Source organism: Nocardioides daejeonensis (assembly GCF_003194585.1).
Classification (GTDB): domain Bacteria; phylum Actinomycetota; class Actinomycetes; order Propionibacteriales; family Nocardioidaceae; genus Nocardioides; species Nocardioides daejeonensis.
Genome location: NZ_QHKZ01000002.1, coordinates 238,543 through 258,333 on the forward strand (window position 1 = coordinate 238,543; position 19,791 = coordinate 258,333).

A 19,791-nucleotide genomic window follows, 5' to 3' on the forward strand; every position below is an offset into this window, starting at 1 on the left:
GACCCTGCACAGGGTCTCCGGCGTGTCTGAAGGGTGGGAAGACACGCAGTCCGTCAACCCCGGAGGTTCCGCGTGTCCGCGCTCGCGAGCTACCGCGCCCTGCTCTCCCTCACCGGCCCGGGCTATGTGCTCGGGACGTTCCTCGCCCGACTGCCGCTCGCGATGAGCCAGCTCGGCGTGCTGCTGCTGGTGAGTGACAGCGCCGACAGCTACGGCGCAGGGGGCGCCAGCGCGGGTGCGCTGGCAGTCGCCAACGGGCTGACCGCGCCGGCATGGGGCGCCCTCGCTGACCGGATCGGCCAGCGACCCGTGCTGGTCGCACAGTCGCTCGGCGGGGCCGCCGGCTTCGCCGCGATCCTGCTCCTGACCGACGCCGGCGCATCCTGGGGATGGGTCGCCGTCGCCTGCGCCGCGGCAGGCGTGATGATGCCGCAGGTCGGGCCGATGTCACGGATCCGGTGGCGCCCGATCGCCGCCGGCCACCCGCGGGAGGACCGCCTCGTCCAGACGGCGTTCTCGTACGAGGGCGCGGCCGACGAGGCGGCCTTCGTGATCGGGCCCGCCCTGATCGGGGTCGGCGTCTCGTTGCTCTCCCCCACCGCCGCGCTCGTCGGCGCTGGTGTCCTGCTGGGCGTCTTCGGCACGTGGTTCGCCCTGCACCCGACCGCGCCGCCTGCCCACGATCGACCCGCTTCAGCCGGGAACGACGAGCCGCTCTGGTCGCTGCCGCTGGCCCTGCTCTGCTTGAGCCAACTGGTGATCGGCACCATCTTCGGCTCGGTCCAGACCGGCACGTCGGTGCTCGCAACCGCTGCCGGCCATCCGGGTGCCACCGGCTTCCTGCATGCGCTCCTGGGCGTCGGGAGCGTGATCGCAGGACTCACGGTTGCCGCGCTGCCCGATCGCTTCGGTCTGGCCGATCGACTCCGCTGGTTCGCCCTGGGCCTCTTCCTGCTCTCGGCCCCTCTGCTCCTGGTCGGCTCGGTGCTCAGCCTGGTCCCAGTGCTCCTGGTGCTCGGCGTCAGCGTGGCGCCGTACATGATCACCACCTTCACCCTCGGCGAGCAGATCACACCTCCGTGGCGGCTGGCGTCGGTGATGACACAGTTGGCCGCCGCCACGGTGCTCGGCTACGCCCTGGGCGCAAGCATCGCCGGCCAGGTCGCGGACCTCGGCGGCCATCGTCCGGCGTACGCCGTCACGGTGGCGGCAGCTGCGGTGGCCGTGCTCGTCTCCTGGAGCGGCCGGCGCACCCTGGAGCGCGCCCGCCGGCCGTGAGGATCCGCGTCCCGCTCAGGCGTTGACCGGCCGCGGGATGCTGCTGTTGGCGACCCGGTTCTCCGAGTCGATCAACCAGGCGAGCTGCTCGATCCGCTCGAGGATGGCGTGCAGCATGTCTGCCGTGGTCGGGTCCTCGGCGTCGACGTCGTCGTGGATCCGCCGTGCGGTGCCGGCAACCGCGTAGAGGGCGGCCGTGATCGCGTCGACGGTGTCGGCGGTGTCGATCTCATCCGCAGCCACGGCGGGGAGGCTGGACTGCTCGGCGACGGTCGCCGAACGCGCGTCGGGCGTGGCGTAGACGGCCCGCATCCGCTCGGCGATGGTGTCGGAGAACTCGCGCGCCGCGTCGACGACCTCGTCGAGCACCAGGTGGGTGTCGCGGAAGTTCTTGCCGACCACGTTCCAGTGCAGCTGCTTGCCCTGCAGGTGCAGGTCGGTGAGATCCACCAGCATCTGCTGCAGGTGTCCGGCCAAGCGGGGCGAGGCCTGGAAGGCGGGGTGCGAGGTGTGCTTCAGGGTCTTGCTCATCGGTGCCATCCTTGTCTCTTCGTCTTTGTGGATGGCACCATCATCCCGCCTTCTTTGGAATGATTCAAGAAAGGGGAGCCTGCCCTCAATGAGGGTCGACTATCCCGCTGGACCGCCCTACTGCCCGCGACCCAGGCGCGCCCGGATCCCGTCGACCACCAATTGGAGGCCCACCTCGAAGTCGTCGGCAGCACCGTCGTCGGGAATCGCCCCCAGGCGCAGCGCCTGCTCCCGCGCCTGTTGCGAGACAGCGTGTCCGTAGACGTAGTGGAGCAGTGTCCGCGCCGCAGCCGGGGCCACCTCGGGCGTCAGCCCCGCCTCTCCGAGCAGTCCCTCCAGACTGCAGAAGGGCGCCGCACCACCGAGACCGAAGGCAAACATCGAGGAGACGACGTCGGCACCGTCCGGGTAGGCGAGCACCGCCGTACGCAGGTCTCGGCAGCAGGCGCGCACTCTCTCCTCCCACCCAATCTCCGCTACCGAAGCGCTCTGCGGCCCTCGAGCGAGGATCTCGTCGGCCACCGCACCAAGGAGCGCCTGCTTGTTGGCGAAGTGGTGATAGAGCGCGCTCTGCTGGACGCCGAGCTCCGTGCCCAGGCGCCGCATGGTCAGGTCCGGCAACCCGACTGCGCCGAGCACCTCCAACGCCTTGTCGACCACATCGCGACGATCCACACCCCTGCCTCTCGTTTGACGGACTCGTCCCACCGACCCTACCCTGAACACTGTTCACTGAACACCGTTCAGACACCCTCCAGGCAGGAACACCATGACGACCACCGGAAGCCCGGCCGAGACCGGGACCTCTACCCAGGCGGCTCCGATGCGCAACGCACGCTCCTCCGGCACTGACATCGCCCTGATCGCCGCCTTCGCAGCACTCATCTCCGCGTGCGCCTACGTCGGCGCCATCCCGGTCGGCGGCGCGGGCGTTCCGATCACGCTGCAGACCTTCGCCGTGATGCTGACCGGTTGCCTGCTCGGCCCGGTCCGCGGCTTCCTTGCGGTCGCCCTCTACCTGGGCCTCGGAGCGATCGGCCTGCCCGTCTTCGCCGAGCACTCCTCGGGCCTGGGCGTGTTCACCGGCCCGAGCGCCGGCTACCTGTACTCCTTCCCGCTCGCCGCCCTCCTGGCCGGCTTCCTGGTGAAGTACGTCGCGGGGCGGCAACGCACCCGCGCGATCGTCGTCTTCGCCTGCTCCATGGCCGGGAGCGTGCTGGTGATCCACCCACTCGGCATCGCGGGCATGAAGCTCTACTTCGACGTCTCGTGGCACGAGGCCTTCACCTACGACACGCCCTTCTGGCTCGGCGACCTGGTCAAGACCACCCTCACCGCGCTGATCGCGGCCGAGGTGCATCGCGCGTTCCCGCGCCTGTTGGAGCGTGACCGCGCAGCGTGATCGAGTTCGACAACGCCGCGGTCGTCGTCCCCGATGCCTCCGGGGACGGCGACCGCGTGGTCCTCTCCCCCACCACCCTGACTCTCCCGGAGCCGCGGATCGCGGTCATCGGGGCCAACGGCTCGGGCAAGTCCACGCTCGCCCGCATGGTCAACGGCCTGGTCGTCCCCACGACGGGCACGGTGCGGGTCGACGGCCTCGACCTGCGCCACGACGCATCCGCCGTACGACGTGCCGTCGGCTTCTGCTTCACCGACCCGGCTGCCCAACTCGTCATGCCCACCTGTGTCGAGGACGTCGAGCTCTCCCTGCGTCGCAGCATCCGCTCCGGCGCCGCTAGGCGCACCAAGGCGCTGGAGATCCTGGCCGAGTTCGGCCTCGAGGCCCACGCCCACGACTCGGTGCACTCGCTCTCCGGAGGCCAGAAACAGATGTTGGCCCTGGCCGGAGTGCTCGCTGTGGAACCACAGGTGCTGGTGGCCGACGAGCCGACCACGCTGCTCGACCTCGCCAACACCCGCAAGGTCGGAGACCTGCTGCTGGGGCTGCGGCAGCAGCTACTGCTCGTCACCCACGACCTCGAGCTCGCCGCACGCTGCGACCGGGTGCTGGTCGTCGACGATGCGGCCGTGGTCTTCGACGGGCGCCCGGAGGACGGGGTGGCGCACTACCGCGACCTGGTGGCGTCGTGAGCCAGGTGCTCGTCGGCCTGCACCGGCCCGGCACCACCTTGCTGCACCGGCTGCCCGTCGGCGCCAAGGTCGTCGGCCTCGGCGTCTTCAGCCTGGCGGTCGTGCTGGTGCGCGACGTACGCGCCTCGTTCGTGTACCTGGCGGTGGCCCTGCTGCTCGCGGCGGTCGCGCGGGTGCAGTTGCGCAGCCTGTGGCGGGCCGCCCGCGCGATCCTGCTGCTCGCCGTCTTCGTCGCGGCCCTCCAATGGTGGTGGTACGGCGCCGCCAAGGCGATCGAGACCCTGGTCGACCTGCTCGCCCTGGCTCTCGCTGCGGTGGTGCTCAGCACCACCACGTCGGTGAACTCGATGCTGGACGCACTCGTCCGATGGCTGCAGCCGTTCCGCCGTGTCGGGGTCGACCCGGAGCGGGTGGCCCTGGCCTTCTCCCTGGCGATCGGAGCACTGCCCGGCACCGTCGCCCTGGCCGTGGAGACGCGCGATGCAGCGCGAGCACGCGGCCTGAGCCGGCAGCCACGGGCCTACCTGACGCCGTTCGTCGTGCGCGTCGTCGCCCGGGCACTGGAGACCGGCGACGCCCTGCATGCCCGTGGCATCACGGATCGCGACGAGGCCGCCGGCAACGGGGCCCGGCAGGAGTGAATCGGCGCCTCGGGTGGTAGAAGAGCGGTGCCACTCCCCCTGAACCGGAGCAGAGATCGATGTCTCACGAACCGCCCGCCGGCCAGCAGCCGAACCCCTACGGCCCGCCCCCGGGGTCACCCCCACCGCCGGGCACGTCGCCGTACTCCCAGCCGCCGTTCCCGCCGCAGGGCGCGCCGACCGCGGGCCCGTGGCAGCCCGGCCCGCCGCCGACGGGCCCCCACGGGGGCGGCCCGGGCGCAGACCCCGGCCGACCGCGGCGCCGGGGCGGGCTGATCGCACTGCTCGTCGTGCTCCTCCTCCTGGCCGGCGGCGGCACGGCGATCGCCTTCGCCACCCGTGGCGGCGACGATGAGAAGAAGAAGGACGCCGACACGTCGGCGCCGAGCGGCCAGCCCAGCGGCTCACCGACCGGCGAGCCCAGCGAGGCCTCCACCGAGGGAGCACCGACCGAGGGAACGAGCCCGAGCGGCCCGGCGACCGAGAGCGCCGGCCCGGACGGCCCGCAGGCACCGGGCGAGGGCCCGGACACCAGCCTCTGGCGCGGATCGCCCCGCGCCTCGGAGTTCCAGGACGACTGGGAGTTCCGTTGGGAGGAGCACACCTACAAGGCCCGCGCGGTGGTCGCTCGCGACCACGCCGACTGCGCGGAGATCGCTGCCGACGACCGGCTGACGGGCCTGGACTGCACGCGCGCAGTCACCGCGACCTACGTCAACGAGCGCGACCAGGTCACGTTCACCAACTACTACGTGAAGTTCGATGATCGCGCCAACGCACGCAAGGTGGCCGCCATGAAGGACGCCGACACCCTGGTCACGATCGACGGCGACGCGGTGTGGGACGACTGGACGCAGGGCAGCTGGCGCACCACCCAGGTGAAGCGGATCGTGGTGCTCACCGTCGCCACCGCCCCCAAGAGCGCCAAGGCCCAGACCGTGCAGGACTACCTGAGCTGGGCCCACAAGGACTTCGCGCTGGCGCTGCGCTTCAGCAAGAGCTTCTGATCAGCCCCGGTGCTGGCGTCGGAGGCCGAAGGTGAACCCGTCGACCAGCGCCTCCCAGGACGCCTCGATGACGTTGTGGCCGACACCGACCGTCACCCAGGAGGTCGTCCCGTCGGAGGTCTCGATGAGCACGCGCGTGATCGCGTCGGTGCCATGGCCCTGGTCGAGGATCCGCACCTTGTAGTCGATGAGCTCCAGCTTCGTGACCTCGGGATACGCCTGGCCGATCGCCTGCCTCAGCGCCTGGTCGAGGGCGTTGACCGGCCCGTTGCCCTCACCGGTGCTGATGATCCGGGCATCACCGGCACGCAGCTTGACCGTCGCCTCGGAGACCGCCTCCTCACCGGGCGCAGCACGGTCGAGGGTCTCCGTGATCACCCGCCAGGACTCGGTCTCGAAGTAGCCGACCCGACTGCCTTCGACCTCCTCGACGAGCAGCAGCTCGAAGGAGGCGTCCGCCGCCTCGAACGTGTAGCCGCGCGACTCCATCTCCTTCACCCGGTTGGTGACTCGCGTGATCAGCTCGCGGCCGTCCTCGGTCTCGCTGGTGAGCTCGAAGCCGAGCTGGCGTCCCTTCAGCTCGATCGACGCCCGGCCGGCCATATCGGAGACGAGCAGCCGCATGTCGTTGCCGACCGCCATCGGGTCGAGGTGCTGATAGAGATCGGGGTCGACCTTGATCGCCGATGCGTGCAGCCCGGCCTTGTGGGCGAACGCTGAGGTGCCGACGTACGGTTGGCGGGACGACGGGGGCACATTGGTGACGTCGGCGACCGCATGCGCGATCCGGGTCGACTCCGCCAGCAGGCCGGACGGGAGCACCTGGCGGTCGAGCTTCAGCTCGAGGTTGGCGACGACCGTGATCAGGTCCGCGTTGCCGGTGCGTTCGCCGTACCCGTTGACCGTGCCCTGCACATGAGTGGCACCGGCGTCGACGGCGGCGAGGCTGTTGGCCACCGCGCATCCGGTGTCGTTGTGGCAATGGATCCCGACTCTGACGCCGGTGGTCTCGATGACGTCGTGCACGACCTCGCTGACCCAGGTCGGCAGCATGCCGCCGTTGGTGTCGCAGAGCGCGACCACCTCCGCCCCGGCCTCAGCGGCCGTGCGCAGCACCTCGAGCGCGTAGGCACGATTCTCCCGGTAGCCGTCGAAGAAGTGCTCGGCGTCGAGGAAGACCCGCTGCCCCTCGGCCCGCAGGTGGGAGACCGTGTCGCGCACCATCGCAAGGTTCTCCTCGAGCGTGGTGCGCAGCGCCAGGTCGACATGGCGGTCGTGGGACTTGGCGACCAGCGTCACCACTGGCGCGCCGCTCTCGCGCAGCGCCGCCACCAGTGGATCGTCGGCCGCCTTGAGCCCGGCCCGCCGGGTGGCGCCGAACGCCGCGAGCTGAGCGTGCTGCAGCTCGAGCTCCTGGACGGCGCGCCGGAAGAACTCGGTGTCCTTCGGGTTGGCGCCCGGCCAGCCTCCCTCGATGAACCCCACCCCCAGCCCGTCGAGATGGCGAGCAATGGTGAGCTTGTCCGCCACAGAGAGGTTGAGCCCCTCCTGCTGGGCGCCGTCACGCAGCGTCGTGTCGTAGACGTGGAAGGAGCCGTGCAGATCCATCGGTCGCTCTCGTTTCGCATGGGTGCGGACAAACAAAAAAACCCCTCGCGGACGAGAGGTTGCGCGTCGGGCCGGAGCCGGACGCGCTAGGGAATGATGATCGTGGTGGACACGCCCCTGAGTCTGCCACGTACGCCGCCCGCGCGTCCGGCGAGTCCCACGATCCGACACCCGCGATCCGGAGCCGGAGTCAGAGCCAGCGGCCCAACCAGGTGCCGTCGGCCCACGGTGACGCGGTAGTCGGCCACCACTGCGGCCCGGCCGTGGCGCCCGCGAACAGTCCTGCGGCGACGAGGACCAGCACAGCGGTCCAGATCGCCCAAGGCAGGGCCCTGGCCGCCATCGGCAGGCCGACGCGACGCAGCGGCGAGCGGATCCGCGACGAGCCCGGGCCCGTCCACAAGGACGCGGCCAGCACCACCCCGGCGCCGGTCAACGCGACATGGTCGGCAGCCCCGAGGGCCAGCAGCACCAGGAGCGCACAGGCCACCAGCAGGCCCGCCCAGACCAGCAGCGCCCCGGTGCCGATGAGCGACACCACGAAGTGCCAGGGCGCTGCGAGCACAGCCAACGTGCCGTCGTACCACTTGCGGCCACGGGCCTGACGACGCGCCGCCAGTGAGGAGCCGGCCAGGGAGCCGGCTCGCAGCAGGCAGACGGCCGCGACGACCAGGAACGCCGCAACCCACGGCAGAAGCGCGGTGAGGCCGGCAAGCACCCCGACCGCTGTCCCCGCGAGTACGCCGCGACGCAGTCGCTCGACCCAGGTCACCCGCTCGGCCCACGGGCGTTCCGGCTGGGTGCCGAAGGGGGAGGTCGCCGCTTGCGGCGGCCGGGGCATGGCGGTGGCCGCAGGTGGCTGCTGGTAGGGCTGGTTGGTCGCGGCGATCGTCGGTGGCTCCCACGGCGGCGGCACCGGTGGCGCGGGCGCGGGTCGCGGCGCATCGACCAGCGTGGGCGGCTCGGCCTCCTCGACGAGCGTGACCGGCTCCGCGGAGTCCCGGGGATCGGCTGTCGGGACCGCGGCGAACGGGAGGGTCGGCGGCACGTCGGCCAGGGGCGCCGTCCTCGGGTCGGCACCGAGCACCCCCAGCACCTCGTCCAGGCGGGGACGCTGGGCCGGCGTGGGGTCAAGTGCGGCAAGCAGCAGGCCCCTCAGCCCGGGCTCGAGGCCGTCCAGGTCGTGCTCTCCGCGCCGCACCCGGTCCATCACGACCAGCGCGTGGCCAGATCCGAAGGGCGGCCGACCCAGCCCCGCGAAGGCGACGGTGGCAGCCCACGAGTGCACGTCGGCAGCAGGCGTCGGCTCCTCGCCGAAGAGGATCTCGGGTGCGATATAGCCGGGGGTGCCGAGCAGGTAGCCGGTGCGGGTCACCTTCAGGTCGTCGTCGAGACGCGCCAGGCCGAAGTCGATCAGCACCGGGTTGCGCCCCTCCATCAGCACGTTGGAGGGCTTGATGTCGCGGTGCAGCACGCCGACCTCGTGCACTGCGGCCAGCGCCTGCGCCAGGCCGGAGGCGAGGTGTCGCAACTCCTCCCCCGCGAGGACGCCCTCCTCACGGACGTGGCGGTGCAACGGCAGCCCGGGAACGTAGCGGGTGGCGACGTACGGGATGGGTCCCCAGGGGTCGGCCTCCACGATCTCGGCGACCCGCGGGCTGCGGACCCGGCCGAGCGAGTTGACCTCGCGCGCCAGGCGTGCGCGCGCCTCGTCGTCGGAGACCACGTGCGGCCGCAGCACCTTGATCGCGGCGCGCTCGCCCGTCTCCCGCTGGCCGAGGTGCACCACCCCCATGCCGCCCTCGCCGATCCGGGCGACCAGGCGGTAGGGGCCGACCCAGAGCTCGCTCGGGGGCGAGTGGTCTCCAGCGGTGGCGGTCACCCCTGAACGGTACCTGCCGTCGGCACCCGAACCGGTCAGCAGATCCGGTGCATCCAGCCGAAACTGTCCTCGGCCCGACCGAACTGGATGTCGACGAGCTCCTGCCGGATCCGGCCGGTCAGCTCGCCGGTGCCCTCCGTGGCACCCGGCACCTCGCCGCCCTCCCAGACCAGGCGGCCGACGGGCGTCACCACTGCGGCGGTGCCACAGGCGAAGATCTCCTTGATCGAGCCGTCGCGGACACCGTCACGCCATTCGTCGATCGCGAACTTGCGCTCCTCCACAGGGTGGCCGAGACGCTCGGCCAGCTCGATGATGCTGGCTCGGGTGATCCCCTCGAGGATGGTCCCGGTCTCGGGCGTGACGATCCGCCCGTCGGCGTAGAGGAAGTACATGTTCATGCCGCCCAGCTCCTCGACGTACGTGCCCTCCTGGGCATCGAGGAAGACGACCTGGTCGCAACCCTGGCTGATGGCCTGCTGCTGCGCGACCAGGGAGCTCGCGTAGTTGCCGCCGGTCTTGGCGGCGCCCATGCCGCCGCGGCCGGCGCGCGTGTAGTCCTCGGTGAGCCACAGCGAGATCGGCTTGATGCCGCCCTTGAAGTACGAGCCGGCCGGCGAGGCGATCACCATGAAGGTGACGTGCTGGCTGGGCCGGACACCCAGGAACTTCTCGCTGGCGAACATGAAGGGCCGCAGATAGAGGCTCTTCTCCCCCGCGCCCTCCGGGACCCAGCGCTGGTCGATCTCGACCAGGGCGTCGACTGCTTGCACGAAGTCCTCGACGGGCAGCTCTGGGAACGCCAGGCGCTGACTGGAGCGGAGCATGCGCTGCGCGTTGGCCTCAGGGCGGAAGGACCAGATCGAACCGTCGTCATGACGGTAGGCCTTCATTCCCTCGAACGTCTCCTGGGCGTAGTGCAGCACCGCGGTGGCCGGGTCCAACGTGAGCGGGCCGTAGGGCGTGATGCGTGCGTCGTACCAGCCACGCTCGGGCGTCCACTCCACGGTGAACATGTGGTCGGTGAAGTGCACCCCGAAGCCTGGGTCGGCCAGGATCTCCGCCAGACGTGCGTCGTCGACCGGCTGGGGGTTGCGCGTGATGCTGATCTCCATGGACATCAAACTATCCGACCTTCACTGAGGACTTGGCGGGGAAAACTGTTGCTTGTGTGCTGTTGCTACGGCATACAAGTGACAGTTTCCCCGCCCGGGCGGGGAAACTGGGCTACTCCCGTGGCGCGGAGGCGTCAGCCGGCGAGGATCTTAGCGATCGAGTCGCCGACCTGGGAGGTGCTGCGCTGCTGGCCGGGGGTCCGGGCAGCGAGGTCGGCCAGGACGGCCTCCTCGATCCGCTGCGCCGCCTCGGGGTGACCGAGGTGGTCGAGCAGCAGGCCGGTGGACAGGATGGCCGCGGTCGGGTCAGCGATCTGCTGACCGGCGATGTCGGGAGCCGAGCCGTGGACGGGCTCGAACATCGACGGGGCGGTCCGGTCGGGGTTGACGTTGCCGGAGGCCGCCAGGCCGATGCCGCCGGTGATGGCGGCGGCGAGGTCGGTGATGATGTCGCCGAAGAGGTTGTCGGTGACGATCACGTCGAAGCGGGACGGGTTCGTGGTCAGGTGGATCATCGCCGCGTCGATGTGCATGTAGTCGGTCGTGACGTCGGGGTACTCCGCGCCGACCTGCTCGAAGAGCCGCCACCAGAGGGTGCCGGCGTTGACCAGCACGTTGGTCTTGTGCACCAGGGTGAGGTGCTTGCGGGGCCGGCGAGTGGCCCGCTCGTAGGCGTCGCGGACGACCCGCTCCACGCCGTACGCCGTGTTGACGGAGACCTCGGTCGCGACCTCGGCGGGGGTGCCCACCCGGAGTGCGCCGCCGTTGCCCGTGTAGGGGCCTTCGGTGCCCTCGCGCACGACGATGAAGTCGACGGGGCCCTGGCCGAGCACCGCGTCGGAGAGCGGCGACACCGATCCGGGATAGATCCGCGACGGCCGCAGGTTCACGTAGTGGTCCAGCTCGAAGCGGATCCGCAGCAGCAGGCCACGCTCCAGGATGCCCGGAGGCAGGTTCGGGTCGTTGGGCTTGCCGCCCACCGCTCCCAGGAGGATCGCGTCGTGTCCGCGGATCTCCTCCAGCACCGAGTCCGGCAGGACCTCCCCGGTCGCCAGGTAGCGCTCAGCGCCCAGGTCATAGCGGGTCTGCGCGAAGGTCACGCCCGCGGGTGCGGCGACCTCAAGGACCTTGAGCGCCTCGGTGGTGACCTCCTGGCCGATGCCGTCGCCGGGGATGACAGCGAGCTGCACCTGGCCGGTGCTGGGGGTGTTGTTCGTCATGGACGCAGAGCCTAGTTGTCGTCCGGCCTTTGGGCGCCGTTGTCTCGCAGGTCAAGAGCGGCCCGGACCGCCTCGTGACTGTAGGGGTTCTCCGGGTTGTGCATGGCCGGGCCCCACTCGGGATACATGTCGTACATCGGTCTTTCCTCTCGGGTTTCGGTGGCCGCGTCGTGCGGCCGATCCACCGAGGGCGCCGGGCGGGATCGGCGACACCGTCGTCACGGATCGCGTGACGGGGTGGACCGATCGGGCCGGTGAACTGCGGATCGCGCTGTCAGCGCCTACGCCACCGCGGAGCCCTCGAGTGTCGGATCAGAAGTGATCAACAACAGAAGCGAAGGCCCACACGCCGAACACCGCGGCGAGGTGGCCTTCCTCAGGCCTCGCCGCGGCAGTCGATGAGTACGAAGACGCTCCGCATGGTGCAGCCACTGTAAGCCACCGCACCAGCCCCTGTCTCGCGATTCAGCAGAATCGTCCGCGATGCAAGACGGTTGTGTGGCTGATGCAAGACTCGACCCCATGAGTGCGCCGCCGGACCTCCCCGAGATCGTCTCTCGCGCGTTCGACGTCTCCCGCCGCGCGGGCTACGTCTCGTTCTGCCGCAACGAGACCGGCCGGCTCCTGGCCACCCTCGCCGCCACACGCGGCGGAACGATGGCCGAGTTCGGCACCGGGACGGGCGTAGGCACCGCCTGGCTGCGCTCCGGCGTACGACGCGACGACGCGCGGATCCTCTCCGCAGAGCTCGACCAACTGCTCGCCGGAGCGGCCGCCGAGATCTTCGCCGACGACCCGCAGGTGCAGGTGCTGGCGGCGGACTGGTCGATCCTCTCCGACCATGCGCCGTTCTCGTTGCTCTTCCTCGACTCCGGCATTCCCTCAGAGGTCACCGTCGACCGGATTGCCGACCTGGTCGAGCCCGGCGGCATCGTCGTCCTCGACGACTTCGTGCCGTGCGAGATGTGGCCACCGATCAGCAACGGACGCGTCGACACGCTGCGGGAGGAGTGGCTGACCGACGAGCGCTTCACCGCCGTCGAGCTGATGATCGCCTCGGACGCCTCGGTGGTCGTCGCGACCCGTCGCTGACGAGCGCGACGACCAACGGCGGCAACAACAGCTGCGTGAGCGGCCCGAGGGCGAACGCGTAGAGCAGGGTCCCTACCCCCAGTGTGCCGCCGAGCAGCACCCCGAGGAGCACCACCGTCACCTCGATGCCGGTCCGCACCGGCGCCAGGCGCCAACCGGTCCGGCGGACCAGGCCGGTCATCAGGCCGTCACGGGGACCGCGGCCGAACTGGGAGCCGATGTAGAGCGCGGTGGCGAGGCCGTTGAGGAGCACGCCGGAGAGCATCAGCGCAACCCGGGCCGCCAGTGCGTCGGGACGGTCGAGCAGCGCCAGCGTCACGTCCGCCGAGATACCTACCAGGAACGCGTTGGCGACCGTGCCGATCCCCGGGACCTCCCGAAGCGGGATCCAGAGCAGCAGAACGACGAGGCTCGCCGCCACCACCATCTGCCCGAGGCTGATCGGGATGTGCCTGATCAGGCCGCTGTGCAGCACGTCCCAGGGCGCCAGCCCGAGGTCTCCGCGCACCATCAGGGCCAGCGAGAAGCCATAGAGCCACAGGCCCACGAGCAACTGCGTCAGGCGTCGGACGAGGCGCCCGGCGCGCAACTGGGCCATCGGCGTCAGATCCGTCAACAGCGGCGTCGCGGGCGGCACGGGAGTGGTCACGCTCCCATCGTCGGGCATCGACCGGCGGTCGGGACCGGCGCCCCGGGTCGAAATGCGAAGACCGCCGCCCCGACCGCAGCTGCTCGGCTGGCGGTCCCGCTCCCTCCGCGGGACCGAGCTACCGGCAGTGCTGGTCGGGACGGCGGCGTCGGTTCTTCTCATGCCCCCCGGCGTTCCCAAGAACAGTTCTATCCGGACCGAGGCCCACACGGGAGCCGAGAAGGCGTCTTTGACTAGGAGTGGCCACGACCTTCTGACCGATCGGCCACATCTACATCGGCCGATCGGTCAGCCGGGGATCGGCCGATCGGTCAGCTCCAGACGCGGATGTAGTCGACCTCGTAGGTGGCCGGGATCGGCGTGCGGTCCGTGAACCTGTTCGGCGCCGCACCGATGCCTTGGGTGAGGGCCACGATGTACGGCGCCTGGAACGCCTGGTCGCGGCCGTTGGCACGCAGGCAGAGTCTCCCGTTGACGAAGATCTCGATCTTCGCCGGCGTCCACTCCACGGCGTACGTGTTGAAGACGCCCCGCTGCGCCGCACAGGTCCAGGCGGTGTTGATCCCGGGCAGCGGCCCGAAGGCGTCCCACGAGGTGTGCAGGAACGGGATGGCGAGGGTCGGGTACTGCGAGTAGGTCTCGACCACGTCGATCTCACCGGAGGCTGGCCACTTCGTCACGTCCACGTAGCGGTCGTCGGGCCACAGCCAGAAGGCCTCGTGGAGTCCGCTGACCGATGCCGCTGTGTTGCGAGTACGTGCCTCGAAGCGCCCGTACTTCTGTGAGAAGAGCCGGTACGTCGACACGGAGCCCGAGGAGAAGCTGGTGACCTTTCCGCGCAGCCCTGGGCACGGCTCCGCGGCACCCTGCGTCAGGGACAGGCGCAGCGCCCCACCGCTGACGGCGACGTTGCGCGGGTCGTCCTTGTAGCAAGCGAAGTTGGTGTCGTCCCCGGTCGTGAAACCGGTCGTCTGCGGCAGCCACTTGGTCCGGTCGAGCGTGGTGCCCTCGAACTCGTCGGAGAAGGTGCAGGCCCATAGGGTGCCGTCCGCCTTCGTCGGACGCACGCCGCAGGCGTCGGAGAGCGCTACGACCTGGCGTGGCTCCTTGGCGGCCTTGACTCGCAGCGTCGTGGTCGCGACGCCGTCGGTGACGACGCGAGCCTGGTAGGTGTGCTTCTTGGCACGCACCTTCGCCAGGGTCACCCAGCGGTTCCGCTTCTCCTGGTAGCCCCTGATCTTGACGATCGGTCGCGCCTGACGCGTCCGGCCACGTACGACGACCTCGTGGGCAGACTTCGCGACGATCCGCGCCGCCGAGCGCGCATGCCCCCCACCGTCCGCGCCGATCGCCGCCAGGTTCGCAGCCTCGGTGTCGTCGTCGATCGCGCTGGCGCCGGGCACCTGCTCCACCGGCGCGCTGCCGAATGCCGACGGTGCGAGCAACCCCAGCCCGACGAGCGCGGCAGCCAGGCCCCACCTGACGTGCCTCGTTGTCCTTGCCATGACTTTCCTCCCCTGATGCCCCGAGTGGCATGCGTCATTGCTTCGGGTACCCGCTCCCCCACGAGGTGACCCGCCTGCGTTGCAGACTAGAGCGCAGAGACGACGGAAGGGATCGGCCGAACAGACATTTGTCGACGGCCGATCCCAACCATGCTCGGTTGCCCGATCGTTCAGTGGCGCTCCGGGTCAGACCAGGTTGACGCCCCGCACACTGGAGGCGGCGATCACGCCTTCGATCTCAGCCAGTGCCTCTGCCGGGATCTCGCTGTCGACCGACAACACCACCAGAGCCTGGCCTCCCTTGGCGTCCCGCGAGACCTGCATGCCTGCGATGTTGACGCCGGCGCCACCCAGCACGCCGCCGAAGGTGCCCACCACGCCCGGGCGGTCCTCGTAGCGCAGGAACGCGAGGTGGTCGGTCAGCTCGAGGTCGAGGTCGAAGCCGTCGACCTCAACCAGCCGCTCCTTCTGAGCAAGCCCGACGAGCGTGCCCGAGACGGAGACCTGCGAGCCGTCGGCGAGCGCGCCGCGCAGGGTGATCAGGTTGCGGTGGTCGGGGCTCTGGCTCTCGACGAGAAGACGGACGTCGATCCCGCGCTCGGTCGCCAGGAGCGGAGCGTTCACGTAGGAGACGGCATCCTCGACGACGTCGGTGAAGACACCCTTGAGGGCGGCCAGCTCGAGCACCTTGACGTCGTACTCGGCGATCTCGCCGCGCACCTCGACGTCGATGCTCTGCGCAACCTCACCGGCGAGGGCGGTGAACACGCGGCCGAGCTTCTCGGTGAGCGGGATGCCGGGACGTACGTCCTCCGCGATCACGCCGCCCTGCACGTTGACTGCGTCGGGGACGAGCTCACCGGCGAGCGCGAGGCGTACCGACTTCGCGACGGCGATACCGGCCTTCTCCTGGGCCTCCTCGGTGGAAGCGCCGAGGTGCGGGGTGGCGACCACGTTCTCGAGCTCGAAGAGCGGCGAGTCGGTGCAAGGCTCCTTGGCGAACACGTCCAGCCCGGCAGCGCCGATGCGACCCTCCTTGAGGGCGTCGTAGAGCGCGGCCTCGTCGACGATGCCGCCACGAGCCGCGTTGACCAGCACCAGGTTCGACTTGGCCTTGGCGAGCTGTTCGGCACCGATGAGGCCGACGGTCTCGGGGGTCTTGGGGAGGTGGACGCTCATGAAGTCGGACTCGGCAAGCAGGGTGTCGAGGTCAACCAGCCGCACCCCCATCTGCGCGGCCCGACCGGCCTGGACGTAGGGGTCGTAGGCGATGACCTTCATACCGAAGGCGCTGAGACGCTGCGCGACGAGCACGCCGATCCGGCCGAGCCCGACGATGCCGACGGTCTTCTCGTAGAGCTCGATCCCCGAGTACTTGCTGCGCTTCCACTCGCCGTTGCGCAGCGCAGCGTGGGCCGGGCTCACGTTGCGCGCCGCGGCCAGCATCAGCGCGACGGCGAGCTCGGCGGCCGAGACGATGTTGGAGGTGGGAGCGTTGACCACCATCACGCCGGCCTGGGTCGCGGCCGGCACGTCGACGTTGTCGAGCCCGACGCCGGCACGGGCAACGACCTTCAGCGACTTGGCGGCAGCGAGCGCCTCGGCGTCGACCTTGGTGGCAGAGCGCACCAAGATGGCATCGACGTCAGCGATGGCCGGCAGCAGCTCGGAGCGGTCCGCGCCGTTGCAGTGGCGGATCTCGAAGTCCGGACCCAGCGCCTCGACGGTCGCGGGGCTCAACTCTTCGGCAATGAGTACGACGGGCTTGCTCACGGCGACTTTTCCTCGTTCACGGTCGTGGATGGACGTGCCGACCCTAGCGCGGGCCGCCGACGCGACCGGCCCCGGTCCACCCCTTGGGTGGGTGGATCACCGGCCCTGCGTCATGTCCGGAAAGTCGCCCAGCAGCTCGGAGAGATCGACCTCCAGGACCTGGCTCAGCGCCACCAGCGTGATCAACCGGGGATTCATCGGGGTCCCCGGCTTGGACTCGCCCTTCTCGAACTTCTGGTAGGTGTAGCCCGAGATGCCGGCGGCGTGCGCCACCCGCTCCTGGCTCAGCCCCAGTCGTTGCCGTGCCCGGCTCAGGCGATTGCCCAACGCGGCGGCGTAGTCGTCCCATGCGGGATTCCTGGTGGAAGACACCCGAGCATCCTCGACGGCAGACCAACCAGAGATGGCCATACTTGTGTGGGATTCTTCGGAGCCGCGAAGTGTCGCCCGTGCCACCTAGAGTCACCGCACACGCCTACCTGGAGTCATCGATGAAAGAAGACCGAAGCACGATTCAGCCGCCCCTCGCCCCGTGCCCGCCGTGGTGCGTCGTCGATCATCGCGGCGCACATCCGGAAGACCTGATCCACCAGGACACCGGCGTCCTCGTGGCGGCCGTCGTCCGACCACCAGGCCTCGCGCGCACCGGCGAGCCGGAGACGCTCATCGTCCAGCGCAACCGCCATCTGAGCGACTCCACGGAGTGGGTCGACATCCAGTCGGCAGACGAGGGCTCCAGTCGCCTGGTCCTCTCCTACGAGAGTGCCGAGCGCCTCCTCCTCGCGCTGGGCGAGGTTCTGGCACGCTCCTGATGCGGATCACCCGACGCCTTCGGCACGACCGATGAGAGCCCGGCTGGGTTCACCTGCAAGACCGTCAACGTCGAGACGACGTATCCGGCAATGCTCGAAGGCTCCCCCGCGCAACGCCTGGGGAGCCTTCGAGCGCTGCTTCTCAGTCGCTGCCGAACTCCATCGCGGCGCTGTCCAACGCCACTTCGGCTTCGGCCTCGGCAGCGGGATTGGAGGCGATCCGCTCGGCGCCGCCGGCAGGAAGGGCTCCCAGCAGGTGCCCGTGCTCGACCAGGACCTGGCCCTGGTTGAGCGGCTGGGTCGCGTAGAGCTCGAGCTTCTCGCGCGAGTCGGCGATGTCGAGGTTGCGCATGGTGAGCTGCCCGATGCGGTCGGTCGGGCCGAAGGCCGCGTTCTCGGTGCGCTCCATGGAGAGCTTGTCGGGATGGTAGGAGAAGGCCGGGCCGTCGGTGCGCAGGATCGTGTAGTCCTCGCCCCGGCGCAGCCGCAACGTCACCTCACCGGTCACCAGCGAGGCGATCCAGCGCTGGATGGATTCACGGATCATCAACGCCTGCGGGTCGAGCCACCGCCCCTCGTAGAGGAGTCGACCGAGCTTGCGGCCCTCGTTGTGGTACTGCGCGACCGTGTCCTCGTTGTGGATCGCGTTGACGAGCCGCTCGTACGCAGCCCACAGCAGGGCCATGCCCGGCGCCTCGTAGATGCCCCGGGACTTCGCCTCGATGATGCGGTTCTCAATCTGGTCGGACATGCCCAGGCCGTGCCGGCCGCCGATCGTGTTGGCTTCGTGGACCAACGCCACCGCGTCGGCGTACCGGGTGCCGTTGATGGTCACCGGCCGGCCCTGCTCGAAGCCGATCGTGACGTCCTCGGCGGCGATCTCGACGAGGGGGTCCCAGAAGCGAACCCCCATGATCGGCTCGACCGTCTCCAGCGAGACGTCGAGATGCTCGAGCGTCTTCGCCTCGTGGGTGGCACCCCAGATGTTGGCGTCGGTCGAGTAGGCCTTCTCCGCGGAGTCGCGGTAGGGCAGGCCGTGCTCGGTCAGCCACTGGCTCATCTCCGCCCGCCCCCCGAGCTCGGTGACGAAGGCATCGTCGAGCCAGGGCTTGTAGATGCGGAGCGACGGGTTCGCCAGCAAGCCGTAGCGGTAGAACCGCTCGATGTCGTTACCCTTGAAGGTGGAGCCGTCACCCCAGATGTCGACGCCGTCCTCGTGCATGGCCCGCACCAGCATCGTGCCGGTGACCGCACGCCCCAGAGGAGTCGTGTTGAAGTAGGCGCGCCCGCCGGAGCGGATGTGGAAGGCGCCGCAGGCGAGGGCGGCGAGCCCCTCCTCCACCAGGGCGGCCTTGCAGTCGACGTGCCGGGCGATCTCGGCACCGTACGCCGTCGCACGGCCCGGCACCGACGCGATGTCGGGCTCGTCGTACTGGCCGATGTCAGCGGTATAGGTGCACGGAATCGCACCCTTGTCGCGCATCCACGCGACTGCGACGGAGGTGTCGAGACCTCCGGAGAAGGCGATGCCGACGCGCTCGCCGACGGGCAGTGAAGTCAGGACCTTGGACACGGCTCAACTATATACAGAACCATGCATAACCATGCAATCGGCTGATACGCAGGTTTCAGCATCGGCCCAGGATGGGACGCTGCCACCATGACTCAGGAAGCCTGCGCCCGCTGCGGCGCGCCGCGTGCCGCAGCGGCGACCCCGTTCTGCACCAACTGCGGCACCCCGTTCGCCGCCTCGCAGCCGTCCGCCGGCGCCGAGCCGCCCACCATGATGGCCGGCGGCAGCAACCCGACCCCCGCCCCAGGCTGGGGCCCACCCGGGATGCAGCAGCCACCGCCGGGGATGCCGCCCCAGAGCGGACAGTGGGGACCACCGCCGGGCGGCCCGATGGGACCTGGCGGGCCTGGCGGGCCTGGCGCACAGTGGGCCCCGGGCCCGCCGAACAGCGGCGGCGGGGGCGGCTTCAATGCGCGGATCGCGATCATCGTCGGCCTGGTGGTGCTGCTCCTCGCTGGCGGCGGCATCGCGGCAGCCGTGGTGCTCGGTGGCGACGATGACGACGACTCCAAGAGCGGCAAGGATGCACCGACCTCCGCATCCGAGGAGGAGTTCTGCAAGCAGTGGGAGACCCTCGACTCGCTCGATGAGGACGACGCAGAAGACTTCGAGAAGGCGAAGCAGCTCTTCGTCGACCTGGGCAAGCTCGGCACCCCTGAGGACATGCCGGCCGAGGCGCGGGAGGGTTTCGAGGTCTATCTCGACTTCGCCAAGAGCCTCGACTCGCCGGAAGACACGGCGCGCCTCGAGGACGAGGTGACAGCCGAGCAGGGCCAGAAGATGCAGGCGTTCTTCGTCTACATGGCAGAGACCTGCACCGGGCTCAGCGAGGGCGACAACCCGATCGAGACGCCGACCGGCGCCCCCACGCTGGACATCGACCCCAGCGAGTTCCCGTCGTTCAACCCGTCTGACATGCCCTCCATCGATCCCAGCGACTTCGGCCTCGACGAGGACAGCCTGCGCGAACTCGAGTCGCAGCTGTCCGAGCTGGCCAGTCCCCGGTGACCC

Annotated in this window: 20 protein-coding genes; 8 read left to right on the forward strand and 12 right to left on the reverse strand. The window is 70.0% G+C overall.

The genetic code is table 11. The annotated features are described in order from the left end of the window. Positions 1 to 72 precede the first annotated feature (72 nt). Entirely contained in the window at positions 73 to 1,278 is a 1,206-nt protein-coding gene (locus DNK54_RS05830) for an MFS transporter (RefSeq protein WP_110206024.1), read from the forward strand. Between the two features lie 15 nt (positions 1,279 to 1,293). Here the strand turns inward: DNK54_RS05830 and DNK54_RS05835 are convergent, their stop codons facing one another. Together DNK54_RS05835 and DNK54_RS05840 are read right to left on the reverse strand one after the other, a co-directional pair. Next, positions 1,294 to 1,809, reverse strand: a complete 516-nt coding sequence (locus DNK54_RS05835) for a Dps family protein (protein WP_204164441.1) — start codon at positions 1,807 to 1,809, stop codon at positions 1,294 to 1,296. Between the two features lie 117 nt (positions 1,810 to 1,926). Continuing rightward, a complete protein-coding gene (locus DNK54_RS05840) occupies positions 1,927 to 2,484 on the reverse strand; it encodes a TetR/AcrR family transcriptional regulator C-terminal domain-containing protein (protein WP_110206026.1) in 558 nt (185 codons plus the stop codon). 94 nt (positions 2,485 to 2,578) lie between these two features. Between DNK54_RS05840 and DNK54_RS05845 the strand changes: the two genes are divergently transcribed. Genes DNK54_RS05845 through DNK54_RS05860 form a run of 4 tightly spaced genes read left to right on the forward strand, consistent with a single transcriptional unit; the run spans position 2,579 to position 5,551 of the window. Continuing rightward, positions 2,579 to 3,211 carry a biotin transporter BioY gene (locus DNK54_RS05845; protein WP_110206027.1) on the forward strand — a complete coding sequence of 211 codons (633 nt, stop codon included), beginning with the start codon at positions 2,579 to 2,581 and terminating at the stop codon, positions 3,209 to 3,211. Continuing rightward, on the forward strand, positions 3,208 to 3,903 hold the full coding sequence (locus tag DNK54_RS05850; protein ID WP_110206028.1) for an energy-coupling factor ABC transporter ATP-binding protein: 696 nt from the start codon (positions 3,208 to 3,210) through the stop codon (positions 3,901 to 3,903). Before DNK54_RS05845 ends, DNK54_RS05850 begins: the two co-directional genes overlap by 4 nt. Continuing rightward, positions 3,900 to 4,544: a CbiQ family ECF transporter T component gene (locus tag DNK54_RS05855; protein WP_110206029.1), complete on the forward strand. Its 645-nt coding sequence runs from the start codon at positions 3,900 to 3,902 to the stop codon at positions 4,542 to 4,544. The genes DNK54_RS05850 and DNK54_RS05855 overlap by 4 nt, the downstream gene beginning before the upstream one ends. Before the next feature lie 59 nt (positions 4,545 to 4,603). Next, entirely contained in the window at positions 4,604 to 5,551 is a 948-nt protein-coding gene (locus DNK54_RS05860) for a hypothetical protein (protein WP_162602319.1), read from the forward strand. Here the strand turns inward: DNK54_RS05860 and cimA are convergent, their stop codons facing one another. The 5 genes from cimA to DNK54_RS21665 form a co-directional block, all read right to left on the reverse strand. Then, positions 5,552 to 7,159, reverse strand: coding sequence for a citramalate synthase (gene cimA, locus DNK54_RS05865; RefSeq protein ID WP_110206031.1), 1,608 nt, complete (start codon positions 7,157 to 7,159; stop codon positions 5,552 to 5,554). It abuts the gene before it with no gap. 190 nt (positions 7,160 to 7,349) lie between these two features. Then, positions 7,350 to 9,041: a protein kinase domain-containing protein gene (locus DNK54_RS21660; RefSeq protein ID WP_110206032.1), complete on the reverse strand. Its 1,692-nt coding sequence runs from the start codon at positions 9,039 to 9,041 to the stop codon at positions 7,350 to 7,352. Positions 9,042 to 9,076: 35 nt separating this feature from the next. Then, the gene (locus tag DNK54_RS05875) at positions 9,077 to 10,156 is read right to left on the reverse strand and encodes a branched-chain amino acid aminotransferase (protein WP_110206443.1); all 1,080 of its coding nucleotides are present in this window, start codon (positions 10,154 to 10,156) and stop codon (positions 9,077 to 9,079) included. A gap of 134 nt (positions 10,157 to 10,290) precedes the next feature. Next, entirely contained in the window at positions 10,291 to 11,376 is a 1,086-nt protein-coding gene (locus tag DNK54_RS05880; protein WP_110206033.1) for a 3-isopropylmalate dehydrogenase, read from the reverse strand. An 11-nt stretch (positions 11,377 to 11,387) separates the two neighbouring features. Next, positions 11,388 to 11,513, reverse strand: coding sequence for a hypothetical protein (locus DNK54_RS21665; RefSeq protein ID WP_275426249.1), 126 nt, complete (start codon positions 11,511 to 11,513; stop codon positions 11,388 to 11,390). Positions 11,514 to 11,898: 385 nt separating this feature from the next. Here DNK54_RS21665 and DNK54_RS05885 point away from each other — a divergent pair, with 385 nt between their 5' ends. After that, a complete protein-coding gene (locus DNK54_RS05885) occupies positions 11,899 to 12,468 on the forward strand; it encodes an O-methyltransferase (RefSeq protein WP_110206034.1) in 570 nt (189 codons plus the stop codon). Here the strand turns inward: DNK54_RS05885 and yczE are convergent. From yczE to DNK54_RS05905, 4 genes are all read right to left on the reverse strand, one after another. Further along, entirely contained in the window at positions 12,407 to 13,117 is a 711-nt protein-coding gene (yczE, locus tag DNK54_RS05890; RefSeq protein WP_239459945.1) for a membrane protein YczE, read from the reverse strand. The genes DNK54_RS05885 and yczE overlap by 62 nt on opposite strands. A 311-nt stretch (positions 13,118 to 13,428) precedes the next feature. Next, on the reverse strand, positions 13,429 to 14,622 hold the full coding sequence (locus DNK54_RS05895) for a glycoside hydrolase family 16 protein (RefSeq protein ID WP_110206036.1): 1,194 nt from the start codon (positions 14,620 to 14,622) through the stop codon (positions 13,429 to 13,431). Between the two features lie 186 nt (positions 14,623 to 14,808). Further along, positions 14,809 to 16,395, reverse strand: a complete 1,587-nt coding sequence (gene serA / locus DNK54_RS05900; RefSeq protein WP_110206037.1) for a phosphoglycerate dehydrogenase — start codon at positions 16,393 to 16,395, stop codon at positions 14,809 to 14,811. 96 nt (positions 16,396 to 16,491) lie between these two features. After that, positions 16,492 to 16,767, reverse strand: a complete 276-nt coding sequence (locus DNK54_RS05905; RefSeq protein WP_239459946.1) for a helix-turn-helix domain-containing protein — start codon at positions 16,765 to 16,767, stop codon at positions 16,492 to 16,494. A 119-nt stretch (positions 16,768 to 16,886) separates the two neighbouring features. Between DNK54_RS05905 and DNK54_RS05910 the strand changes: the two genes are divergently transcribed. Beyond that, a complete protein-coding gene (locus DNK54_RS05910; protein WP_110206039.1) occupies positions 16,887 to 17,207 on the forward strand; it encodes a DUF6907 domain-containing protein in 321 nt (106 codons plus the stop codon). Positions 17,208 to 17,349: 142 nt separating this feature from the next. On the opposite strand, the gene argG is transcribed toward DNK54_RS05910, so the two are convergent. After that, positions 17,350 to 18,780 (reverse strand): argininosuccinate synthase, encoded by a 1,431-nt coding sequence (argG, locus tag DNK54_RS05915; RefSeq protein ID WP_110206040.1) that lies wholly within the window; start codon positions 18,778 to 18,780, stop codon positions 17,350 to 17,352. Positions 18,781 to 18,867: 87 nt separating this feature from the next. On the opposite strand from argG, the gene DNK54_RS05920 reads away from it, so the two are divergent. Continuing rightward, positions 18,868 to 19,788, forward strand: a complete 921-nt coding sequence (locus DNK54_RS05920; protein ID WP_110206041.1) for a hypothetical protein — start codon at positions 18,868 to 18,870, stop codon at positions 19,786 to 19,788. Positions 19,789 to 19,791: the final 3 nt, after the last annotated feature.